This is a genomic window from Ectopseudomonas khazarica (assembly GCF_017915135.1).
In the GTDB taxonomy this organism is placed as follows: domain Bacteria; phylum Pseudomonadota; class Gammaproteobacteria; order Pseudomonadales; family Pseudomonadaceae; genus Aquipseudomonas; species Aquipseudomonas khazarica.
The window spans coordinates 2,057,362-2,077,758 of record NZ_CP068551.1 but is presented as its reverse complement, the minus strand read 5'-3'; the positions used below and the strand labels follow the sequence as shown (position 1 = coordinate 2,077,758).

The window sequence follows — 20,397 nt, the reverse complement described above, 5'->3', positions numbered from 1 at the left end:
CCGCTATGGCCGCAAGGCCCCGTGTAGACTAGAATCCAGCCTCGTTTAATCCTTCAAGGTAGCCCCACGATGTCCTTCGCTGAGCAACTGTCCCGCCTGCAAGCCTTCCTCGATGCCGACGAGCTGCACGAAGAAGCGCTGGACTATGTGGCCGCCCATGGCTACCTCACCGCCCTGTCGATCTGCCCGGACCAGGTGCCCGAGCGCGAGTGGATCGACGCCCTGTTCGCCGAGCCGCCGCACTACCGCAGCGACGCCGAGCGCGAAGAGATCGAAAGCACCCTGGTTCACCTCAAGGCGCATATCGCCCGTCAGCTGGCTGGCGAGGAAGAACCCGAGCTGCCTTGCGACCTGGACCTGGGCGACGAGCCGGACGACTCCGACCTGCGCGGCTGGTGCATCGGTTTCATGGAAGGTGTGTTCCTGCGCGAAGCCGTGTGGTTCGAGGACGCCGAAGACGAAGTCAGCGAGCTGCTGCTGCCGATCATGGTCGGCTCCGGTCTGTTCGACGAGCAGCAGGAATTCGCCGAGATCGCCCGTGACCGCGACCTGGTCGACAGCATGATCGACCAGATCCCGGAACTGCTAACCGCCCTGTTCCTGCTGTGCCAGGCACCGGAAGAAAAGCCGGCGCTGCTCAAGCCCCGCCACTGATTGGCCACGGCCGGGGTCAACCCGGCTGTTTCCGCCCATGCCACGTGATATCCAGCCCAGCCGCCACCGCAGCGTCCGTTACCTGTTGCTGGGCATCGGCTGGCTGAGCGTGGCCCTGGGCGTCATCGGCATCTTCCTGCCGGTGCTGCCCACCACCCCGTTCCTGCTCCTGGCCGCGGCCTGCTTCGTGCGCAGCTCACGGCGTTTCTACATCTGGCTGGTCACCCATCGGCACCTCGGTCCATGGATTCGCGACTACCTCGAAGGCCAGGGCATCCCGCTCAAGGGCAAGGTCTATGCCCTGCTGCTGATGTGGGCGAGCATCGCCCTCTCCTGCTACCTGGTGCCGCTGCCCTGGGCGCGCGCCTTCATGCTGACCAGCGCCGTGCTGGTCAGCCTGTACATCCTCAAGCAGAAAACCCTGCGCACCCGCTGACCGTGTCTTGCGGCCGGCAGATTGCCAGCCCATCGCCTAGACTTCCTCGATCAGACCCAGAGACCCGACCCCATGCGACGGCTACGCGTTCAGGGATGGCGGTGGCGGCTGCTGATCCTCTCGATCGGCGGCGGGTTGCTGGCCGGCCTGTCGCTGGCGGACTGGGATTTCGCGCTGATTCTCAAGAATGCCGAGAGTCGCTACGGCAACCTCGGACCGGCGCGCGAACGCATTCTCGACTGGGAGGCGTTGATCAAGAGCAGCGCAGCGCTGACCGAGGCCGACAAGCTCAACGAGGTCAATCGCTTCTTCAACCGCAAGTTTCGCTTCGTCGACGACATCAAGCTGTGGCGCGAGAACGACTACTGGGCCACGCCGGTCGAGGCGCTGGTCAAGGGTGCCGGTGACTGCGAGGACTACTCCCTGGCCAAGTACTTCACCCTGCGCCGACTCGGCATTCCTAGCGAGAAGCTGCGCATCACCTACGTCAAGGCCCTGAACTACAACCAGGCGCACATGGTGCTGACCTACTACGCCAGCCCGACAGCCGAGCCGCTGGTGCTCGACAACCTGATCAACGACATCCGTCCCGCGTCCCAGCGCAAGGACCTGCTCCCGGTGTACGCCTTCAACGCCGAAGGGCTCTACCTGCCGGGTTCGAACGCCCGCAAGAGCGACTCGAAGAAGCTCTCGCGCTGGCAGGACGTCCTGAAAAAAATGCGTGCCGAGGGCTTCGCCGTGGGCGAAGGCTAGGAGGAAAGACATGTCTCTACTCAAGCAACTGTTCCTGGCCATCTGCCTGTTCCTCGTGGTGGCTTTCACCGGCAGCTTCGTGGCCAGCGTCGAGACCTCGCGCGAGCAACTGCTCAGCCAGCTGCGCTCGCACGCCCAGGACGCCGCCACCGCCCTGGGGCTGTCGATGGCACCGCATGTCGACGACCCGGCGATGCTCGAACTGATGGTCAGTTCGATCTTCGACAGCGGTTATTTCGCCAGCATCCGCGTGGTCGACATCGCCGAAGGCAAGGTGGTGGTCGAACGCAGCAACGACGCCCGGCCGGAGAACGTTCCGGGCTGGTTCATCGATCTGGTGAATCTGCAACCCGAGGGCGGCGATGCGCTGATCATGCGCGGCTGGGAGCAGGCGGCGCGGGTCGAGGTGCTCAGTCATCCGCAGTTCGCCCTGGCCAGGCTCTGGGACAGTGCCATCGGCAGCCTGCTCTGGCTGCTGCTCTGCGGCCTGGTCAGTGCCATCCTCGGCGGCTGGCTGCTGCGCACGCAGCTGCGTCCGCTGGACAACATGGTGCGTCAGGCACAGGCCATCACCCGCCGGGAGTTCCTCACCCTGCCGCGGGTACCACGCACGCCGGAGCTCAAGCGCGTGGTACTGGCGATGAACCAGATGGTCGACAAGCTGAAGACGCTGTTCGCCGAGGAAGCCGCGCGCAGCGAGAAGCTGCGGGCCGAGGCCTACCAGGACAGCCTCACCGGGCTGGCCAACCGCCGCCAGTTCGATATCCGCCTGAACAATCAGCTGGTGCAGAGCGAACAGAACGCCGAGGGTTACCTGCTGCTGCTGCGCGTCAACGATCTCGCCGGTCTCAACCAGCGCCTGGGCGGACAACGCACCGACGCCCTGATCGAGGCGCTGGGCGAACAACTGCGCAACCTGCTGAGCGCTCCGGGGCGCAGCAAGTGGCTGGCATCGCGCAACCGTGGCGGCGAATTCACCCTGCTCGCCCCGGGCCTGAGCGGCGACGATGCGGACCACCTGGCGAACGAGATCAGCGACGCGCTGCACAGCCTGAAGCAGACCGGTGCCAGTGACTGCGAGCCGGTCGCGCACCTGGGCATCGCCGCCTTTCGCCCCGGCGAGCAGGCCACTGCGGTCCTCGGCCGCGCCGATCAGGCCCTGGCCCAGGCGCAGAGCCACACGGACAGATGCTGGGCACGCCTGGACGACTTCACTGCGCAGAGCAACCAGGGCCTGCACGACTGGCGCGGCTGGATCGACGACGCGCTGAACCAGGGCAAGCTGCAGCTGTATTTCCAGCCGGTAGCCGAATGCCACGGCGGCACGGTGATGCAGTACAAGGTACTGGCGCGCCTGCTCGACGCGCAGGGCGAGGCGGTCACTGCCGGCCGCTTCCTGCCCTGGATCGAGCGCCTGGGCTGGTCCGCGCGCTTCGACCTGGCGATGCTCGAACACAGCCTGCAGCACCTGGCGCGACATCCCAGACCGCTGGCCCTGAGCCTTTCTGCGGCCACGCTGCGCAACGCCACGGACAAGGCCCGCCTGCTGGAAGTCCTCGCCCGTCATGCCGAGCTGGCGCACCTGATGACGCTGGAGATCGACGAACACTATCTGCCACCGCCTGCCGAGCTGGAGGCCCTGAGCCAGAGCATTCGGGGGCTTGGTTTCAACCTGGGGCTGCAGCACTTCGGTGGTCGTTTCAGCCTGATCGGCAACCTGACGCACCTGGGCCTGGCCTATCTGAAAATCGACGGCACCTACATCCGGGCCATCGATCAGGAAAGCGACAAGCGGCTGTTCATCGAAGCCATCTATCGCGCGACCAACAGCATCGACCTGCCATTGATCGCCGAGATGGTGGAAACGCAGGGAGAGCTCGCGGTGCTGGCGGAACTTGGCATCCACGGGGCCATGGGCCGACTGATCGGTGCGCCCACCCCCTGGAGCGATCGCTAGAGACCGGCGCCCCGATCAGACGCAGCGGCATGGCCCTCGTGCGCTGCGGGGCAGGCGATGCAGCGCCGGGAGTCAGACCAGATGGTGCTCGTCGTCGCCGAGCAGGCCGCTGAGACCTTCGATTTCGGCACGGGCGATGGCACGCTGGTCGAGCTTCTGGCGCGCCGCTTCAGGCAGGTCCGTGTAGCGAATGACACCGCGCTCCACCAGCACGCTGACGACGTCCTCGAGTACCCGCACCAGCTCCAGGTCGGATTGTTTCAGGCTATCCAGGCGGGCCTTGACCTCCTCCTTGGCGGCCAGCCAGTTGTGCAGTTCTTCGCTTTCGACTGCCAGGGTCTCGGTCATGCCGTCGAACGGTTGATGATCGACTCTCAGCAGGCGCCCTGCCGCATCGCGCTGTACGTATACCATCCGTGCCTCCCGCAACCACACGTAGAAAAGCCCGCTGCCAAGTATGGCAGCGGGCCTACTCTAGTTGAGAGCGCTCGCCAAGGAAACCGTGGTGAGCGCTCGGAGCGGTCAGGCCACCAACTGGTGGTTGGTCAGCATGCTGTCGATTATCTCCACAACGCTACTGCCGGAGCCACCGCCAACGATGCTATCGGCCAGGGTGATGGTCTGGTCGATGGTCGCACTGTCTTCCACCGTGCCCGTACTTGAGATGCTGATCACCGTGCTTCCGGGATCGCTGTCGAAGTCGAAGCTCAGGTAATGGCTAAGCTCGTCGGCATCGCCAGCATCGGTCACCCCGACCAGCAGATCGGATAGATCCAGGGCATCGTCAGCCGCGAAGTCCATGACCACATCGTGATAATTGCCGCTCTGGTCACCGGCATTCCACACGAAGGTGTCACTCCCCCCACCGCCAATCAGCACGTCGTCGCCGGTCGCACCGATCAATACCTCGTCGGCATCGGTCCCCTCCAAGCGGTCGTCGCCGAGCAGCCCCTGCAAGACATTGCCGCCAGCGTCATCGGGTGTATCGTCGGGTACCGTGATCGGCTCGGGCGCCGGTGGCGCGATCGGCAGTACCGGCGTATCGCTGGTGATGGCGATGACCAAGTTGGCCTCGCTCATGTCGCCGTCAGGCTGGGTCAGGCGATAGATGAAGCTGTCCTCCTCGCCGGCATTGTCATGGTCGGCCTCGGGTGTGTAGGTGTAGGCCCCGTCGCTGTCGATTTCCAGGCTGCCCCAACTACCAGCCACCGTGGTCGGTCCCGTCACCTCAATGAAACTGCTGCCATCCCAGATGCTCAGCACTGCCCCTTCGCTGCCCTTGCTGTCGACATTACCCGATGGGCTGGGGTCGGTCAGCACGTTGCCTGAAGCGGCCACAGCGGTGTCGACCAGCATCCCCGCAGCCACCGTCACCAGGGTGATGTTGTCGATGTTGACGCGGTATCTGGATGAGCCGGAACTGACGTCGTTGGCCTCGAAGAGCAGGCGATAGGTACCCTCGCTCAGGTCCAGCAGGCGGATGGTCGAACCATCGATTTCGCTGCTGACACCGCTCACCGCGCTCCAGCCACTGCCGGACTGGCTGTAGAGGCGCCAGCTGAACTGATCGCCGGGATTATCGGCGCCCTGATCGACATCGAACGACAGCGTCCCCATGGCGCCACTGTCGATACTGAACGAAGGCGTGGCGACCAGGGTGCTGTCCCCGGCGCTGCTGTCGGTATCGCGCAGTTGCAGGGTGCCGCTCTGCACCCGGACACCATTGCTGTTGTTGTTGCCGGCGATATCGCTAACGCCCCAGCGGTTTGCCGGCACGCTCAGCACGTCGGTGCTCTCGACCACCGTACGCTCATCACCGAACGGCAGGAAGTCGTTGCTGGCATCGAAGATCCAGGGATTGCCGGGCACTGAGCTGTTGCTACTGGTGGAGAAGTTGGCCAGCACGGTGACGACCGGACTCGGGTCGACCAGTTCCTGATTGACCTCGGCTACGTTGTAGTTGTCGTAGGCCTGCACCTCGCTGCTGTCGGTGATGGTCAGGACCAGGTCTGCGCTGACGCCGTCGCCATCACCGTCGACCAGGGTGTAGCGGAAGGTTTCACTCAGATCCTCAGCCACGTCCTGGTTGAAGCGATAGCTGTAGTCGCCGGTGACCAGGTTGACGCTGAAGGTCGCACCGCCGTCAGTGGTAAAAGTCAGTGTCTGGGTGCTGCCGTCATAGTCTGACGAGCCGCTGCCATAGGTCATGCCGGCATGCACGATGGAGAAGATCGGCTGCGCCGCGTGGCCATCGGCGCCGAAGCCGTTGCCCCCCTCGCTGAGCAGGTTGCCATTGATTTCGCTGCCGCTGACGGTGCCCTGCAGGGTATCGTTGAGCTGGTTCAGGTCAGACACCAGGATGGCGCCGGTGTTGGTACCGGTGATGCCGTCATAGGCGATGGGGTCGAGCAGTGTCTTGTCCAGGGCGCTGCCCAGGCCCATGCCCAGCGAGAAGGCACGGATGTCATTGGTGTCGAGGAAACTGGTCCAGGCCGCCTCTTCGACGGCATCGATACCGTCGCCCAGTTCCGGGTTGTACTGGCCGCCGTCGTTGCCGCTGGGATTGGCATTGGACAGGGTCGGCTGGCCGTCGGAGAGAAAGTAGGCGACGTTCTGCACGCCACTGCCGGTCAGCTTTTCAGCGGAGCCGAAGGCGTCCATGGCCTTGATCAGCGCATCGTCATAGTTGGTCGAACCATTACCGGCATTGTCGCTCAGTGCGCTCAACCAGCTCTGCGCCTCGGCGGCGGTCATCCAGACACCTCCGACAGGGCTGGCACTGGAGTTGAAGGTGACGATCCGCACCATCACATCGCCCAGTCCGTCGTAGCTGTCCACCAGGCGCTGGACCGCGTCCCTGGCCAACGCCAGCTTGGTATCGAAAGCGCTGACGCCGGGCGGTGCATTGTCCATGCTGCCGGACAGATCCAGTATCACCATCAGGTTGGTATCGATGCCCTGCGGCTCACTGGTGGAACGCTCGATATCGTCCGGGCTAGCCGGCGAGTCGTCGTCGACGGTGATGGCCAGGTTGCCGCTGGCCGGAGCCGTCGGCGCGCCGGCATCCCAGACCTGGTAGCCGATGTTCAGCAGCAGGTCGTTTTCATCGGCTGTGCCCGGCACGCTCGGCGCCGGATGGTCCAACGGCTGGAACAGCTCGAAGCGGTACTGGCCGGTCGCCGGATCGGTCAGTTCGAGTTCGAATACCGGGTCGTCGTTCTCGTCGAACGCTGTCAGTGTCTGGTCGTCGTTGCTCAGCTGGTAAGACAGCGCCAGGCCACCGGAACTCAGGCTGCCCAGGGCACTGGGGTCCCAGGCGAAGCTGCCGAAGTTGTCCACTTCGTAGCCGAGCGTACCGCTCGTGCTGGCGTTTTCTCCGTCAGCATCATTGGGGCCATCGGCAATACCGTAGAGCAGCCCGTCCTCGTCGACCAGCCCCTCGCCGTCACCACCTACCGGATCGCCCGCCGCCAGGTTGAGGGTCAGGGTCGCCGTGGCACTGTCGCCATCGCGGTCGTTGATGCGGTAGGTGAAGGTTTCGCTGCCCTGGGTCGCCCCGGCTGCCGCGCTGTAGATCAGGTTGCCAGCGGCATCGATCTCCAGGGAGCCGCCCTGGCTGCCCAGGCCGATGATCTGCACCGGGGTGACATCGGGCCGGCCGTCCTCGCCGAAGCTGTCATTACCGAGCAGGTCGTCGATATGCCCGACCTGCAGGTCCTGCGCAGTACGCGGCACCTCGCCGGCAAGCACGTCATCCTGCGCGCTCGGGCCGTCGTCGCGGAAGCCCATCACCAGCCCCAGGTCGATACTGGCCGAGGCCTCGTCACCGTCGGAATCCGTGATCGTGGCCTGCAGGCCGACCTTGTCGGCGCCAAGCAGCAGCAGTTCATCGGGCTGCGAGGTGGGATGGACGATGGCTCGCAGCTGAGTCAGTGTGACCACCCCGGCACTGTCGACGGCCAGGGTGAACACCAGGTCGCCGCCCACCTGGGTCCGCCCTTCGACCTGGTTGCCGTTGAGCGAAAGCATCACGGCCTGACCTGAGGCCGTGTCGAGCAGCCCGGAGTCCTGGGCGCTGACCACCAAGTCATAGGTCAGATCACCCGGCACGTCAGCGCCATACTCACCGTTGAACGCCGAGCTGAAGTCCACGCTGGCAGTGGCATCAGGGGTGCCGAGCAGGGTCTCGTCGACCTGCAACGCCAGGCCCCAGCTGACATTGGTGCTGACGTCGTTGTAGTCGTAGTCCGGGCTCTCGGTGAGGTCCTCCCAGTTCTGGTTGCCCGGCAAGGCATTGTCTTGCAGGTGCGAACCGCCGGGGTTGAACTCGGCACGGTCAAACAGCACGTTGGCTCCGCCATCACCGACGAGCGGCACGCCGCCCAGCATGGCCTGCCACTGGCCACTGCCATCCAGTTCGAAGGTCACCGGCGAGCCGTTGACCAAGTCGGCATTGAGGCCGCCATTGGGGATGATGAAGAAGCCCACGTTGCTGGGATCGAGCCCGCTCAGGTCGAAGCTGGCGCCCACGCTTTCAAGGTGAACGTCGGACCAGATCACCACACCTTCTAGAGGATTGCCGCTGCCATCGACGCTGTAGTAGCCATAGCTGTTGGAGAAGCCGGCATCACTGCCCAGGTAGGTAACCTGCGACTCGAGCCCCGGCTGCAGGGCCTGCATGGTCGGGGTGTCATCGTCGACAGTGACCTGGAGCTGGCCGGTGGCGCTGTCGCCGTCGCCATCGGTGACGACGTAACCGATCTGCAGATCGATGTCGTTCTCATCCAGCCCGCTGGGGTGCCGCAGCGCCTGGTGCAGCTCGACCTTATACTCGCCGAGCGCCGGATCGGTCAGCGTCACGCTCACTAGCAGGCCACGGCTGCTGTTGATCGACAACGTGTTGGTGGCAGCATTCCAGACCGAGGTAACGGCCTCTGTGCCCAGGACCTCTGGCCCCGTCAGCGCGATGCTGCGCAGGCCGTCGACGCCAGCGTCGAACACCAGGGTGCCACTGACCTGGGTGTTGGTCCCGGAAACGTCGCCGGTGCCGCCATTTATACCGTTGACCAGGCCCTCGTCATCCAGCGCATGGGGCGCGCGAGTGACATCGGCGCGCGGGCCGTCGTCTTGGAACGACAGGTATCCGCCGTTGCTGCTGGCCAGCTCCAGACGACCGGTCGCGCTGATGGCGTCGTCATCGCCATCGGTACGAGTCACCTCATAGACCAGCTCCAGCGCCCCGACGCCGTCGATTCGCAGGTTGGCCACCTCGTCGAAACGCGCATCGTTGTCGTCGTGCACCAGCGCTTCGAACAGGGTGGTCTGCAATTGCGGCCCGTCGCCGGTGTTGATGATGGCGATCGAGAACACCGTCTGCGAGGTACCGTCAAGGCCCAGAATGACGCTGCTGTCGAGAGGATCGACGAACAGCGTGATCGGCCCGCCGTCCACCGCCACCAGCGTCGTGGCCAGCCCGCCGGCCGGCACGCCGGCAAAGCTCAGCGTGCCACTCAGCGCAGCCTGGCCGTCGGCGCCGGCTGCGCCACCGAGGCTGAACAGTGCGCCCAGCCCACCGCTGATCTGCGTGGTCACCTGGCCCAGCGCGCCTGTGACGTCATCGCTGACATAGGGCGTGTCGGTGTCGTCATTGCTGGCATAGCGGTCCGAGGCTCCCACCGTCTCATCCACCACGATGTCCAGCTGCTCCAGCCTCTCGGCATCCAGGCCGACGCTGAGGGTCGGCACGTCGTCTTCTATATCGATCACCAGGCTGCCGGGGGCAAAGCTTCCGCCGACCGGGTCGCCGTCACCGTCGGTGGCCAGCAGCAGTGCCGAAAAGTCCAGCCGCAGGTTGCTGCCACCGAGGGTCTCGGCGTCCGAACCATTGGCCAGCGGGTGATCGACCGGGCCTTGCAGGTTGAAGCTGAAGCTGCCATTGGTATCTACCACCAGGCTGAACACCGGCGCGCCGCCGGCGCCTGTTGCACTCAAGGTGCTGCCATCGGCCGAGACGCTGTAGCTCAGCAGGGCTCCGCCCGAGCTCAGACCCAGCGCCTGCAAGCCGGACAGCGCACCCGGCTCAGTGCTCAGGCTGAAGCCGCCGCGCCCGTCGGCGCCGAAGCTGACCAGCGCATCGAGGGTGCCGGGTTCGCCGCTGACGCTCAGCATCTGGTCGACGCTTTCACGGTTGCCGTTGCCCAACGCGTCTTCATGCACCAGGCCGAATATCCCGCCCTCCTCGGACAGCTCGTTGATCAGCGGCACATCGTCCTCGACGTCGATCACGAAGCTGCCGACCGGGAAACCGCCGGCGAGCGGGTCGCCATCACCATCGGTGGCCACCAGCAGCGCCGAGAAGTCCAGCGCCAGGCCAGTGCTACCGAGGGTCTCGAGGTCCGAGCCGTTGTCCAGCGGGTGATCCAGCGGGCCTTGCAGGGTGAAGCTGTAGCTGCCGTTGCTGCCCACCACCAGGGTGAACACCGGTGCGCCTCCGGCCGTGGCGCTCAGGGTGCTGCCATCGGCCGAGACGCTGTAGCTCAGCGCTACCCCGCCGGAACTCAGGCCCAGCGCCTGCAAGCCGGACAAGGCGCCCGCCGAGCTGCTCAGGGAGAAACTACCGGGGCCGTCGGCGCCAAAGCTGACCAGGGCGCCGAGGCTGCCGACGCTGCCGCTGACGCTCAGCACCTGCGCGGCGCTTTCGGTATTGCCGTTGCCCAGAGCGTCCTCGTGCACCAGGCCGAATACCCCGCCGACCTCGGAGAACGAGTTGCTGATGGGCACGTCATCTTGCACATCGATCACGAAACGTCCTGCGGAGAAACCGCCAACGATCGGGTCACCATCACCGTCGATGGCTACCAGCAGCGCCGAGAAGTCCAGCGCCAGGCCGCTGCTACCGAGACTCTCGATATCCGATCCATTGGCCAGCGGATGATCCAATGGCCCTTGCAGGGTAAAGCTGTAGCTACCATTGCTGCCCACCACCAGGGTGAACACCGGAGCGCCACCGGCCGATGCGCTCAGGGTGCTGCCATCGACCGAGACGCTGTAGCTCAGCGCCACACCGCCAGAACTCAGGCCCAGCCCCTGCAGGCTCGCCAGCGCCGCCGGCGCGCCGCTCAGGGCAAAGCCGCCGCGCCCGTCGGCGCCGAAACTCACCAGTGCGTCGAGCGTGCCCGCACCACCGCTGACGCTCAGCACCTGGCCGCCGCCTTCGGCGTTACCATTGCTCAGCACGTCCTCGTGCACCAGGCCGATCACGGCCTGGCCGGTGGCGCCGGCCTGCGTCGGGACGTCATCCTCGATGTCGATGACGAAACTGCCGGAAGCAAAGCCGCCCGCGACGGCATCACCATCGAAGTCGGTGGCCAGCAGCAGCGCCGAGAAGTCCAGCGCCAGGCTGCTGCCACCGAGAGTTTCGCTATCGGAGCCATTGGCCAGTGGATGATCAAGCGGCCCCTGCAGGGTGAAGCTGTAACTGCCATCGGCACCCACCACCAGGGTGAACACCGGCGCACCAGCGGCGCTGGCGCTCAGGGTGCCGCCATCGGCCGAGACACTGTAGCTCAGCGCCACACCGCCGGAGCTCAGGTTGAGCGCCTGCAGGCCTGACAATGCGCCTGGCTCGGTGCTCAGGCTGAAACTGCCGCGCCCGTCAGCGCCAAAGTCGACCAGCGCATCGAGACTACCAGCGGCACCGGAGAACGCACTGGTCTGCGCCGGCACGCTGCCGGGCTCGGCATTGCCGCCGGGCAGCACATCCTCGTGTACCAGGCCTGCCACCTGCGGGCGGTCGTCGCCAAGAATCTGCTGCGGGCTGTCATCATCGACCAGGATGCTCAGGGTGCCGCCGATCTGCGTACCGCTGCCGTCGGTGATGCTGTAGCCGAGCGAGAGCAGGATATCGTTCTCGTCACTGCCGCCCAGCGTCCCGGCGGGGTGATCGAGCGGAGCGAAGAGTTCGAACTGGTAGGCGCCGCTGACCAGGTCGGTGAGCTGCACCACGAATACCAGGTTACCTCCAGCCTGTGCACTCAGGGTCAGACCATCGTCGCTCACCGTATAGCTCAGCGTCACGCCGCCCGAGCTCAGGTTCTGCTCGACTAGGCCGGTGCTCGACCAGGTGAAGGAGCCGGCGCCATCCGGACCGAAGTCATAGCCCAGCAAGCCGCTGACCTGGGTCGGTTCGCCGTCCAGGTCACCAGGACCACCGACGATTCCTCCAGCCAGCCCCTCTTCATCCACGGCGTTGTTCGCCGTGCTGGTGGTGGGAATACCGTCGGCCGCTGCATCAGCAGTCGCTAGCGGCTCGCCATCGGGGAATTCAGGGCCGCTGTTAAACCCCTCGGTTGGATAACCGATGACCGGATCGAGTGCGCCGCCCACTTCGGTCAGCAGCACGAAAGAGTTGCCACCGCCGGCACCACCCGCGCCACCTGCACCGGCACCCGGACCGGCGGCAGTCGCCTCGCCCTGCAGGGTCGGGTCATCGCCAGCCTCGATCGCGGCCTGCAAGCGCTCGACGTCGGTCAGGTCATCGTCGGTGGGAGGCTGTGGCGCCTCGACCACCGGTGCCTGGGTTTCACCCCGGTACGCGAGCATCTGTGCGTCGAGCGTGATGCTGCTATCGCGGCCAAGGGTCAGTTGCTGACCGTTGGTCATGGAGACTGCCACGGCGCCGGTTGCTCCGGTCACCAGTTGCTCCCCTGCGTAGACGCGATCGCCCTCGCTGACAGGCCGGCGCGATCCGTCGCTCGCTACCGCGAAAACCTCGCCGACAACCTGACTGACGATACCGATGAGAGTAGCCATGATTCCATCCTCACTACAGCTGCCGACCACCGCCGACACGTACCTACCGAAAGGGTCAGAACACCTTTTCGAAGTCGGGGGACAAGCCCTGACAGCTGATTGAAATGGAACGGCGCAAAATCCAGAAAAACGCGACTGACAATAAAATGTCACCACAGCATGCGTCGAACTACTCCATCAGATGAATCCCCGATTTTTGATGCCTGACTGCTCACTGCAGCTGCGCAACCCACGAAAAATGAGCACTTGCGCCGCTAGCACCTTCAAACAATGTGCTGCTTTTCGCAGACTTCATAAGATTTTTTCCGAATAGGGGTTGTGAAAAAATCTTCTTAGGTTCTTCGAAAGTTGTTCTTAGCTCTGATGTTACAAGCCTGAAACGGTTTGACAGGACAAAACGCCATTTTTATGGCGACAGGATAAGAACTTCAGTAAGGAGAAACGCCAATGCGCACCCTAACCCCTCTATGGAGCGCCATGCTTTTGGCGACGGTCTGCAGTCAGGCATACGCCATGAACCTCACGGAAGCGATCCAGAGCACGCTGGACAACCATCCGGAGATTCACGCCGCGACCAACAACCGCCTGGCATCGGATGAGGATGTGAAATTCGCCAAGGGCGGCTACCTGCCGACCGTCGATCTGCTGGTCGGCTACGGCCGGCAGAACACCGACAGCCCCAGCACCCGCGCCCTGGGCGACCACAACACGGAAACTCTCAACTACCGCAACGCGGAGCTGCGCCTGCGGCAGATGCTGTTCGACGGTTTCAACACGCCCAATGAAGTCGCCCGTACCGAGGCCGTGGTCAACTCCCGCGCCTATCGCTTGCTGGGCACCTCCGAAAGCCTCGCCCTGCGTACCGTCGAGGTCTACCTGGATGTGCTGATGCGCCGCGAGATGGTCTCCCTGGCGCGCAACAACCTGCAGGCGCACCAGCGCATCAACGACCAGATCGGACTGCGCAGCCGTCAGGGTGTCGGCAGCACCGCCGACCTCGACCAGTCCGAAGCCCGTCTGGCTCTGGCGCAGAACAACCTCTATACCGAGGAGGTCAACCTGGCCGACGCCGAAGCCAACTTCTTCAGCGCGGTCGGTCGTCTGCCGGATCAGCTAGAGTCGCCCGCCACGATCAAGGGCAACATGCCGGAAGACCTGCTCGCAGCCCGGCAGACGGTGATGGACAACAACCCCTTCCTGAAATCGGCACAAGCCGACGTCCAGGCCGCCGAGAAGCAGTACGAAGTCGCCAAGTCGCCGTTCTACCCGCGCTTCGACGTGGAGCTGGCCACCTCGGCCGACGACAACGTGCAGGGTGACGAAGGCCACTACAGCACCTGGCGGGCCGCCGTGGTGATGAATTACAACCTGTTCAACGGCATGCGCGACAAGGCCCGCCTGCAATCCGCCGCGCACCAGATCAACGAGTCGATGGACATTCGCAACAACGCGCTGCGGGTGCTCAACGAGAACCTCTCGCTGGCCTGGAACGCCATGGAAAACGCGCGCCTGCAAACCCCCAAGGCACGTGACTACGCCGATTACACCGCACGTGTACGCGAGGCCTATCAACAACAGTTCAGCCTGGGACAGCGCACCTTGCTCGACCTGCTCGACAGCGAGAACGAACTGTTCACGGCCAACCGCCGCTACACGGAAGTGCGCTATGGCGAAGAGTTCTCGATGTATCGCGTCGTTGCAGCGATGGGTGATCTGCTGCGTCAGCAGCAGGTCGTGGTCCCGGCGGAAGCGGTAGCCCTCACCGAGGTGAAGAGCGAGGCGCGCCTGCCAGAAATGAAGTAAGCCGTACCGGCAGGAGTAGTAGATGACCACCATGGAACGGCCAGGACCGGCCAGCGATCCGCGGCTCAGCCACGATGATCCCCTGCTCGATGGCCTGCTGATTCTCTGCAGGCTGCATGGCTGCTCCGTCAGCCGCGGCACGCTGAGTGCAGGCTTGCCCCTGCCGGAACAGCGCCTGAGTGCCGACCTGCTGCCGCGCGCTGCGGCGCGGGCCGGCCTGCAGGGGCGTCTGCTGCAGCGCAAGCTGGCCAGCATCTCGCCGCTCAGCCTGCCGGTGCTGCTGTTGCTCAAGGACGGCCGCAGCGCCGTGCTGCGCCAGTGGGGGCCGAAGCAGCAGGCGCAGATCCTGCCCTGCGAGACGGATGGCGGCGAACAGTGGGTCAGCCGCGAACAACTGGCCGCCGAGTACAGCGGCCAGGCGTTCTTCGCCCGCCCGCGGCATGAGCTGGAAGAAGCCCGCACCCCGCTGGTGCCGCGCATCGAGGCCTGGTTCCGCGACACCCTGAAACTGTCACGCTGGCTCTATACGGACGCCGTGCTGGCCAGTCTGCTGATCAACCTGCTGGGCCTGATGGTGCCGCTGTTCGTCATGCAGACCTACGATCGCGTGGTGCCCAACCAGGCCACCGCGACGCTCTGGGTCCTGGCCATCGGCCTGTTGATCGGCACCGGCTTCGAGCTGCTGCTCAAGGTGTTGCGCGCCCACCTGCTGGACACGGCCGGCAAGAAGACCGACGTGGTGCTCTCGGCCACCCTGTTCGAGCGCATCACCGGCATGTCGATGAAAGCCAGGCCGGCCACCGTCGGCGGCTTCGCCCAGAGCATCCACGACTTCCAGGGGCTGCGCGACTTCCTCACCGCCGTGACGCTGACCAGCCTGATCGACCTGCCCTTCTCTCTGCTGATGCTGCTGGTGATCGGCCTGATCGGCGGCCCCCTGGTATTCATCCCGATGCTGGCGTTCCCGCTGACCGCGCTGTTCGCCTTCATCATCCAGGCACGCCTGCGCGACACGGTGCAGAAGAGCCTGCAACTCGGCTCGCAGCGCCAGGCGCTGCTGATCGAGACCCTGGGCGGCCTGGAGATGCTCAAGGCCTGCAGCGCCGAGAGCGAACGCCAGCATCAGTGGGAGCAGACCCACGGCGCCCTCACCCGTCTGGACGCTCACGCCAAGTTCCTCGCCGCGCTGGCCACCAACGGTACGCTGTTCCTGCAACAGTTCGCCGGCATGGCCACCATAGTTGGCGGGGTGTACCTGATCATCGCCGGCAACCTCAGCGTCGGTGCGCTGGTGGCCTGCTACATGCTCGGCAGTCGCATTCTCTCGCCGCTGGGGCAGATCGCCGGGCTGATCACCCGCTACCAGCAGGCGCGCCTGACCATGACCAGCACCGACGCGCTGATGGCCCTGCCGCAGGAACGCCAGGAGAAGCAGCGCCCGCTGGACCGCACCCAGCTCAAGGGGGCACTGGAGCTGCGCCAGATCAGCTTCACCTACCCGGGGCAGAGTGCGCCGGCCCTGAACAACGTCAGCCTGCGCCTCGGCGCCGGCGAGCGCCTCGGCATCATCGGCCGCAGCGGTTCGGGCAAGAGCACCCTCGCCCGTCTGCTGATGGCCTTCTACAGCGCGGACGAGGGGCAGATCCTCCTGGACAACCTCGACCTGCGCCAGCTCGATGTCGCCGACCTGCGCCACCAGATCGGCTACGTGTCCCATGACCTGCCGCTGCTGGCTGGCAGCCTGCGTGACAACCTGACTCTGGGCGCGCGCTACGTCGACGATTCGCGCATGCTCGAAGTGGCGGAGCTGACCGGCGTGGTCGAACTCGCCCGCCAGCATCCCCAGGGCTTCGACCGCCCCGTCGGCGAGCGCGGGCAACTGCTCTCCGGCGGCCAGCGCCAGGCGGTGCTGCTGGCTCGCGCCCTGCTCCTCGATCCGCCGATCCTGGTACTGGACGAGCCCACCAGCGCCATGGACAACACCAGCGAAGACCTGCTGCGCCAGCGTCTGCAGCCCTATGTGCAGGGCAAGACGCTGATCATCATCACCCACCGTGCCTCCATGCTCAGCCTGGTCGAACGCCTCGCGGTCCTGGACAACGGCCGGGTCGTGGCGGATGGACCGAAGGAGTCGGTGATCGAAGCCCTGCGCAAGGGCCGCGTCGGCCCGGCCAGCCTGTAGGAGCGACCCGCGATGCAAGCGACGCAGAATCTCGGCAACTATCTCGGCAGCCTGCGCGAAAAGCGCCAGGACACCGAGTTCATGCCGGAAGTGGAAGGCGCCATTCTCGAGGACTCGCCCTGGCTGACGCGGCTCACCGTATGGTCGGTCTGCGCCTGCCTGCTGGCGGCACTGGTCTGGGCACACTTCGCCGTGCTGGAGGAAGTCACCACCGGTCAGGGCAAGGCCATCCCGTCGAGCAAGGTGCAGGTGATCCAGAACCTGGAGGGCGGCATCGTCAGCGAGATATTCGTCCGCGAAGGCCAGGTGGTGAACAAGGGCGACACGCTGCTGCGCCTCGATGACACCCGGTTTCTCTCCAACCAGGGCGAGACCGAAGCCGACCGCCTGGCCCTGATCGCACGCATCGAACGCCTCACCGCCGAAGCCGAGGGCCGCGCCCCGGCATTGCCGGAAGAGGTAAGCCGCGACGCTCCGCAGCTCGCCGAGGACGAACTGGCGCTGTACCGCTCGCGCCAGCAGCGCCTGGAGAGCGAGCAGCGCACGCTCGGCGAGCAGTACCGGCAGAAGGAGCAGGAGCTTGCCGAGTTCCGCTCCAAGGCCCAGCAGTACCGCTCCAGCCTGGGCCTGCTGCAACAGGAACTGAACATGTCGCAGCCACTGGTGGCCTCGGGCGCCATCTCGCAGGTGGAGCTGCTGCGCCTGCGCCGCAGTCTGGTGGAACAACGTGGCGCCCTGGAAGCGACCAACCTGGCCATTCCACGCGCCGAAGCGGCCATGGCGGAGATCAAGAGCAAGATGCAGGAGTCGCAGCTGGCCTTTCGCTCCGAGGCGTTCAAGGAGCTCAACGAGGTGCGCACCGAGCTGCAGAAGATCAATGCCACCAGCGTCGCGATCCAGGACAAGGTCACCCGCACCACGGTGACCTCACCGGTGCGCGGGGTGATCAAGCAGCTCAAGGTCAACACCATCGGCGGCGTGGTGCAGCCCGGTAGCGACATGCTGGAGATCGTGCCGCTGGACGACAGCCTGCTGATCGAGGCCAAGGTACGGCCGCAGGATGTCGCCTTCCTCCACCCGGGGCAGAAGGCCATGGTCAAGTTCACGGCCTACGACTACACCATCTACGGCGGGCTCAAGGCCAACCTGGAGCTGATCAGCGCCGACACCATCACTGACGAGGAAGGCAACAGCTTCTACCTGATCCAGGTGCGTACCGAGAAGAGCCACCTGGGCAGCGACGAGAACCCGCTGCTGATCATCCCCGGCATGGTTGCCAGCGTGGACATCATCACCGGCGAGAAAAGCGTGCTGGCCTACCTGCTCAAACCGGTGCTGAAGGCCCGCTCCGAAGCCATGCGCGAGCGCTGAGCCCCACATTCACGTAGCCCGGATGCAATCCGGGGCCGAGCGGCAACGTCCCCCGACAGCATCCGGGCAGAGGCTAACCGCTCAGACCTAACGCAGATGGTTGCGGGTAAAGACCTCGTCGCCCATCGCGGCGATCTGCCCGTCGATCAGCGCATCGAAGGGCTTCAGCAGCGCCTCGAAACGCTGCGGTGCCTCCAGCGCGTCCAGCGCCGCGACGATCGCCTCCACGGTCGACAACGCCCCCTCTCCCGGTGCCTTGCGCAGGCGATAGCGTGACGGCGCGACGCTGCCCAGGCTCACCCGTGGCAAGCCGGCCAGCAGCGGATTGAGGTGCAGCAGCTTGCGTGCCTTGCGCCAGGTGCCGTCGGGCACCACCAGCAGCAGCGGCTGCTCAGCGGGTGCATAGGCGGTCAGCGCCACGGCATCGTCGCCGGGAAACAGCAGGCAGGCCCGGTAACCGGGCTGTGCCAGCCACTGCGGCAGATCGCCGAAGACCTCGCCCACGCGCAGTTCGGCATTGGCCAGGCCGAGTGCCGCCAGGCGTGCGGTGTTGAGGGCGTGGCCAGCCTCGCTCGGGTGCTGCAGGATGAGCACGCGCGTACGGCTGTCGAGATCAGGAATCAGCGCGCACAGGCAATGGCCGAGCGGGCGCTGGCAGCGGGAGCAGGTTGGACGGGGCATGCCGCGCAGTGTGCCATGAACGCCACGCGCCGCGCAGCCCGGATGCATACCGGGCTGCACGCGGCCTCTCGCTCAGCGGTTGAAGCGCTCCGCCAGGCTGTGCAGGTAGTCGGCCATCTGCTCCAGCTCGAGGCTGATGGACGCGCCCTGGTGGGCCTGGCCGGCACTGTGATCCGACAGCTGCGCGATCCGCGTGATCTGTCGGCTGATATCGTCGGCGACGTGGCTCTGTTGCTCGGAAGCGGCGGCCATCTGCTGGCTCATCCCGGTGATGCGCGTGACGGCGGAGCTGATGCCCTCCAGCGCATCGCGCACCGACTCCACGCTCTGCACGCTGCCACGGGAAATGTCTTCGCCCTTGCCCGCCGTCACCACCGCGCGCTCGGCTCCCGCACGCAAGCCGGAAATGATCTGGTGAATCTGCTCGGTGGACTGCCGCGTGCGCGAGGCCAGCGAACGCACCTCATCGGCCACCACGGCGAACCCGCGCCCCTGCTCCCCGGCCCGGGCCGCCTCGATGGCCGCGTTGAGCGCCAGCAGGTTGGTCTGTTCGGCGATCGACGTGATCACATCGGCCACGCTGCCAATGGACTGAGTGGAGTTGGCCAGTTCGTTGACCGCCTGGCCGATATCGCTCACCGCCTTGGCCATCTGGCGCATGGACTCCAGGCTCCCCACCGCCAGATCACGCCCCTCGCGCGCCAGGCGATCGGCCTCCTCGGCGGCATGCGAGGTGCTCTGCACATTGTGCGCGACCTCCTGAATGGTCGCGGCCATCTGGTTGATGGCGGTCGCCGACTGATCCGTCTCGGCCCGCTGCTGGTCGAGCAGCTGCGAGCTGGAGCGCGACAGTTCGGCCGACTGCGACGCCCGCTTCTTGACGTTCACCCCGGCGTCTTCCAGCCGCGTGAGCGCCGTCTGCAGGCGCGCTTCCTCGCTGATCATCGCCATGTCCAGCAACGCCTGGGCACCGCGGTTGTCGCTGTAGGTCAGCGCCACCAGGGCACTGGTGAAGGCCTTGGGATGCTCGGCCAGCGTGCGCCGGATCAACTGCCGCTTGCTGTACAGCTGATAGGCGCCGAGGGCGAACAGGGTGACGATGACGAAGCCCATCAGCCAGAATCCCGACAACACCCAGTGGGCCGCCAGCATCAGGGCCGCAGCCAGGATCAGCGGCCAGGAACGCACCAGGTCGTAGGTCCAGTACTCGAGCGCGGAAACCGGCGGCTTGCCCGAGCGCAGACGGGCATAGAGCTTCTCCGCCCGGCGCTTCTGCATCTCGCTCGGCACCGAACGCACCGACTCGTAACCGGACACCCGACCGTTCTCGTAGATCGGCGTGACATAGGCACTGACCCAGTAGTAATCGCCGTTCTTCGCGCGATTCTTGACGATGCCCATCCACGGCTTGCCCTGCTTGATGGTGTCCCACATGTGCCCGAAGACGCCTGGCGGCATGTCCGGATGGCGCACCAGGTTGTGCGGCTGACCGATCAGCTCCTCCCGGGTGAAACCGCTGATCTCGACGAAGGCATCGTTGCAGTAGGTGATCTTGCTGCTGAGATCGGTCGTGGAAATCAGGCGTTCTTCAGCAGGGAAAGTTCTTTCCCGCTGGGTCACGGGTAGGTTCTGGCGCATCGAGGCATCCCTGTTCGCGTTGGAAGTTGGTACAGACGTATGAATAAGTACTAGCACAGCGAAATCCCTGCGCCAGGTGTGGTTTCTACGTCTTTCGGAGAATAGAGGCGA

Annotated in this window: 11 protein-coding genes; 7 read left to right on the top strand and 4 right to left on the bottom strand. The window is 65.3% G+C overall.

The genetic code is table 11. From position 1 onward, the window contains the following. Positions 1 to 69 precede the first annotated feature (69 nt). The 4 genes from JLK41_RS09815 to lapD all read left to right on the top strand — a co-directional run bounded on the left by JLK41_RS09815 (position 70) and on the right by lapD (position 3,800). Entirely contained in the window at positions 70 to 654 is a 585-nt protein-coding gene (locus JLK41_RS09815; protein WP_037054229.1) for a UPF0149 family protein, read from the top strand. Between the two features lie 37 nt (positions 655 to 691). Continuing rightward, entirely contained in the window at positions 692 to 1,090 is a 399-nt protein-coding gene (locus JLK41_RS09810) for a YbaN family protein (protein ID WP_037054230.1), read from the top strand. Positions 1,091 to 1,162: 72 nt separating this feature from the next. After that, on the top strand, positions 1,163 to 1,843 hold the full coding sequence (gene lapG / locus JLK41_RS09805) for a cysteine protease LapG (protein WP_037054232.1): 681 nt from the start codon (positions 1,163 to 1,165) through the stop codon (positions 1,841 to 1,843). Positions 1,844 to 1,853: 10 nt separating this feature from the next. Next, entirely contained in the window at positions 1,854 to 3,800 is a 1,947-nt protein-coding gene (gene lapD / locus JLK41_RS09800) for a cyclic di-GMP receptor LapD (RefSeq protein ID WP_175254248.1), read from the top strand. 72 nt (positions 3,801 to 3,872) lie between these two features. On the opposite strand, the gene JLK41_RS09795 is transcribed toward lapD, so the two are convergent. After that, complete coding sequence (locus tag JLK41_RS09795; protein WP_047587477.1) at positions 3,873 to 4,214, bottom strand: hypothetical protein; 342 nt, start codon at positions 4,212 to 4,214, stop codon at positions 3,873 to 3,875. A gap of 108 nt (positions 4,215 to 4,322) precedes the next feature. Further along, positions 4,323 to 12,611, bottom strand: coding sequence for a retention module-containing protein (locus JLK41_RS09790; RefSeq protein ID WP_210390922.1), 8,289 nt, complete (start codon positions 12,609 to 12,611; stop codon positions 4,323 to 4,325). A gap of 447 nt (positions 12,612 to 13,058) precedes the next feature. Between JLK41_RS09790 and JLK41_RS09785 the strand changes: the two genes are divergently transcribed. Genes JLK41_RS09785 through JLK41_RS09775 form a run of 3 tightly spaced genes read left to right on the top strand, consistent with a single transcriptional unit; the run spans position 13,059 to position 17,967 of the window. After that, complete coding sequence (locus JLK41_RS09785) at positions 13,059 to 14,414, top strand: TolC family outer membrane protein (protein WP_047585354.1); 1,356 nt, start codon at positions 13,059 to 13,061, stop codon at positions 14,412 to 14,414. 22 nt (positions 14,415 to 14,436) lie between these two features. Continuing rightward, a complete protein-coding gene (locus tag JLK41_RS09780) occupies positions 14,437 to 16,596 on the top strand; it encodes a type I secretion system permease/ATPase (protein WP_134677990.1) in 2,160 nt (719 codons plus the stop codon). Positions 16,597 to 16,608: 12 nt separating this feature from the next. After that, positions 16,609 to 17,967: an HlyD family type I secretion periplasmic adaptor subunit gene (locus tag JLK41_RS09775; RefSeq protein WP_150609190.1), complete on the top strand. Its 1,359-nt coding sequence runs from the start codon at positions 16,609 to 16,611 to the stop codon at positions 17,965 to 17,967. An 87-nt stretch (positions 17,968 to 18,054) separates the two neighbouring features. On the opposite strand, the gene JLK41_RS09770 is transcribed toward JLK41_RS09775, so the two are convergent. After that, positions 18,055 to 18,648, bottom strand: coding sequence for a tRNA-uridine aminocarboxypropyltransferase (locus JLK41_RS09770; RefSeq protein ID WP_210390921.1), 594 nt, complete (start codon positions 18,646 to 18,648; stop codon positions 18,055 to 18,057). Between the two features lie 72 nt (positions 18,649 to 18,720). Beyond that, positions 18,721 to 20,286, bottom strand: a complete 1,566-nt coding sequence (locus JLK41_RS09765) for a methyl-accepting chemotaxis protein (protein WP_210390920.1) — start codon at positions 20,284 to 20,286, stop codon at positions 18,721 to 18,723. Between the last annotated feature and the right edge of the window lie 111 nt (positions 20,287 to 20,397).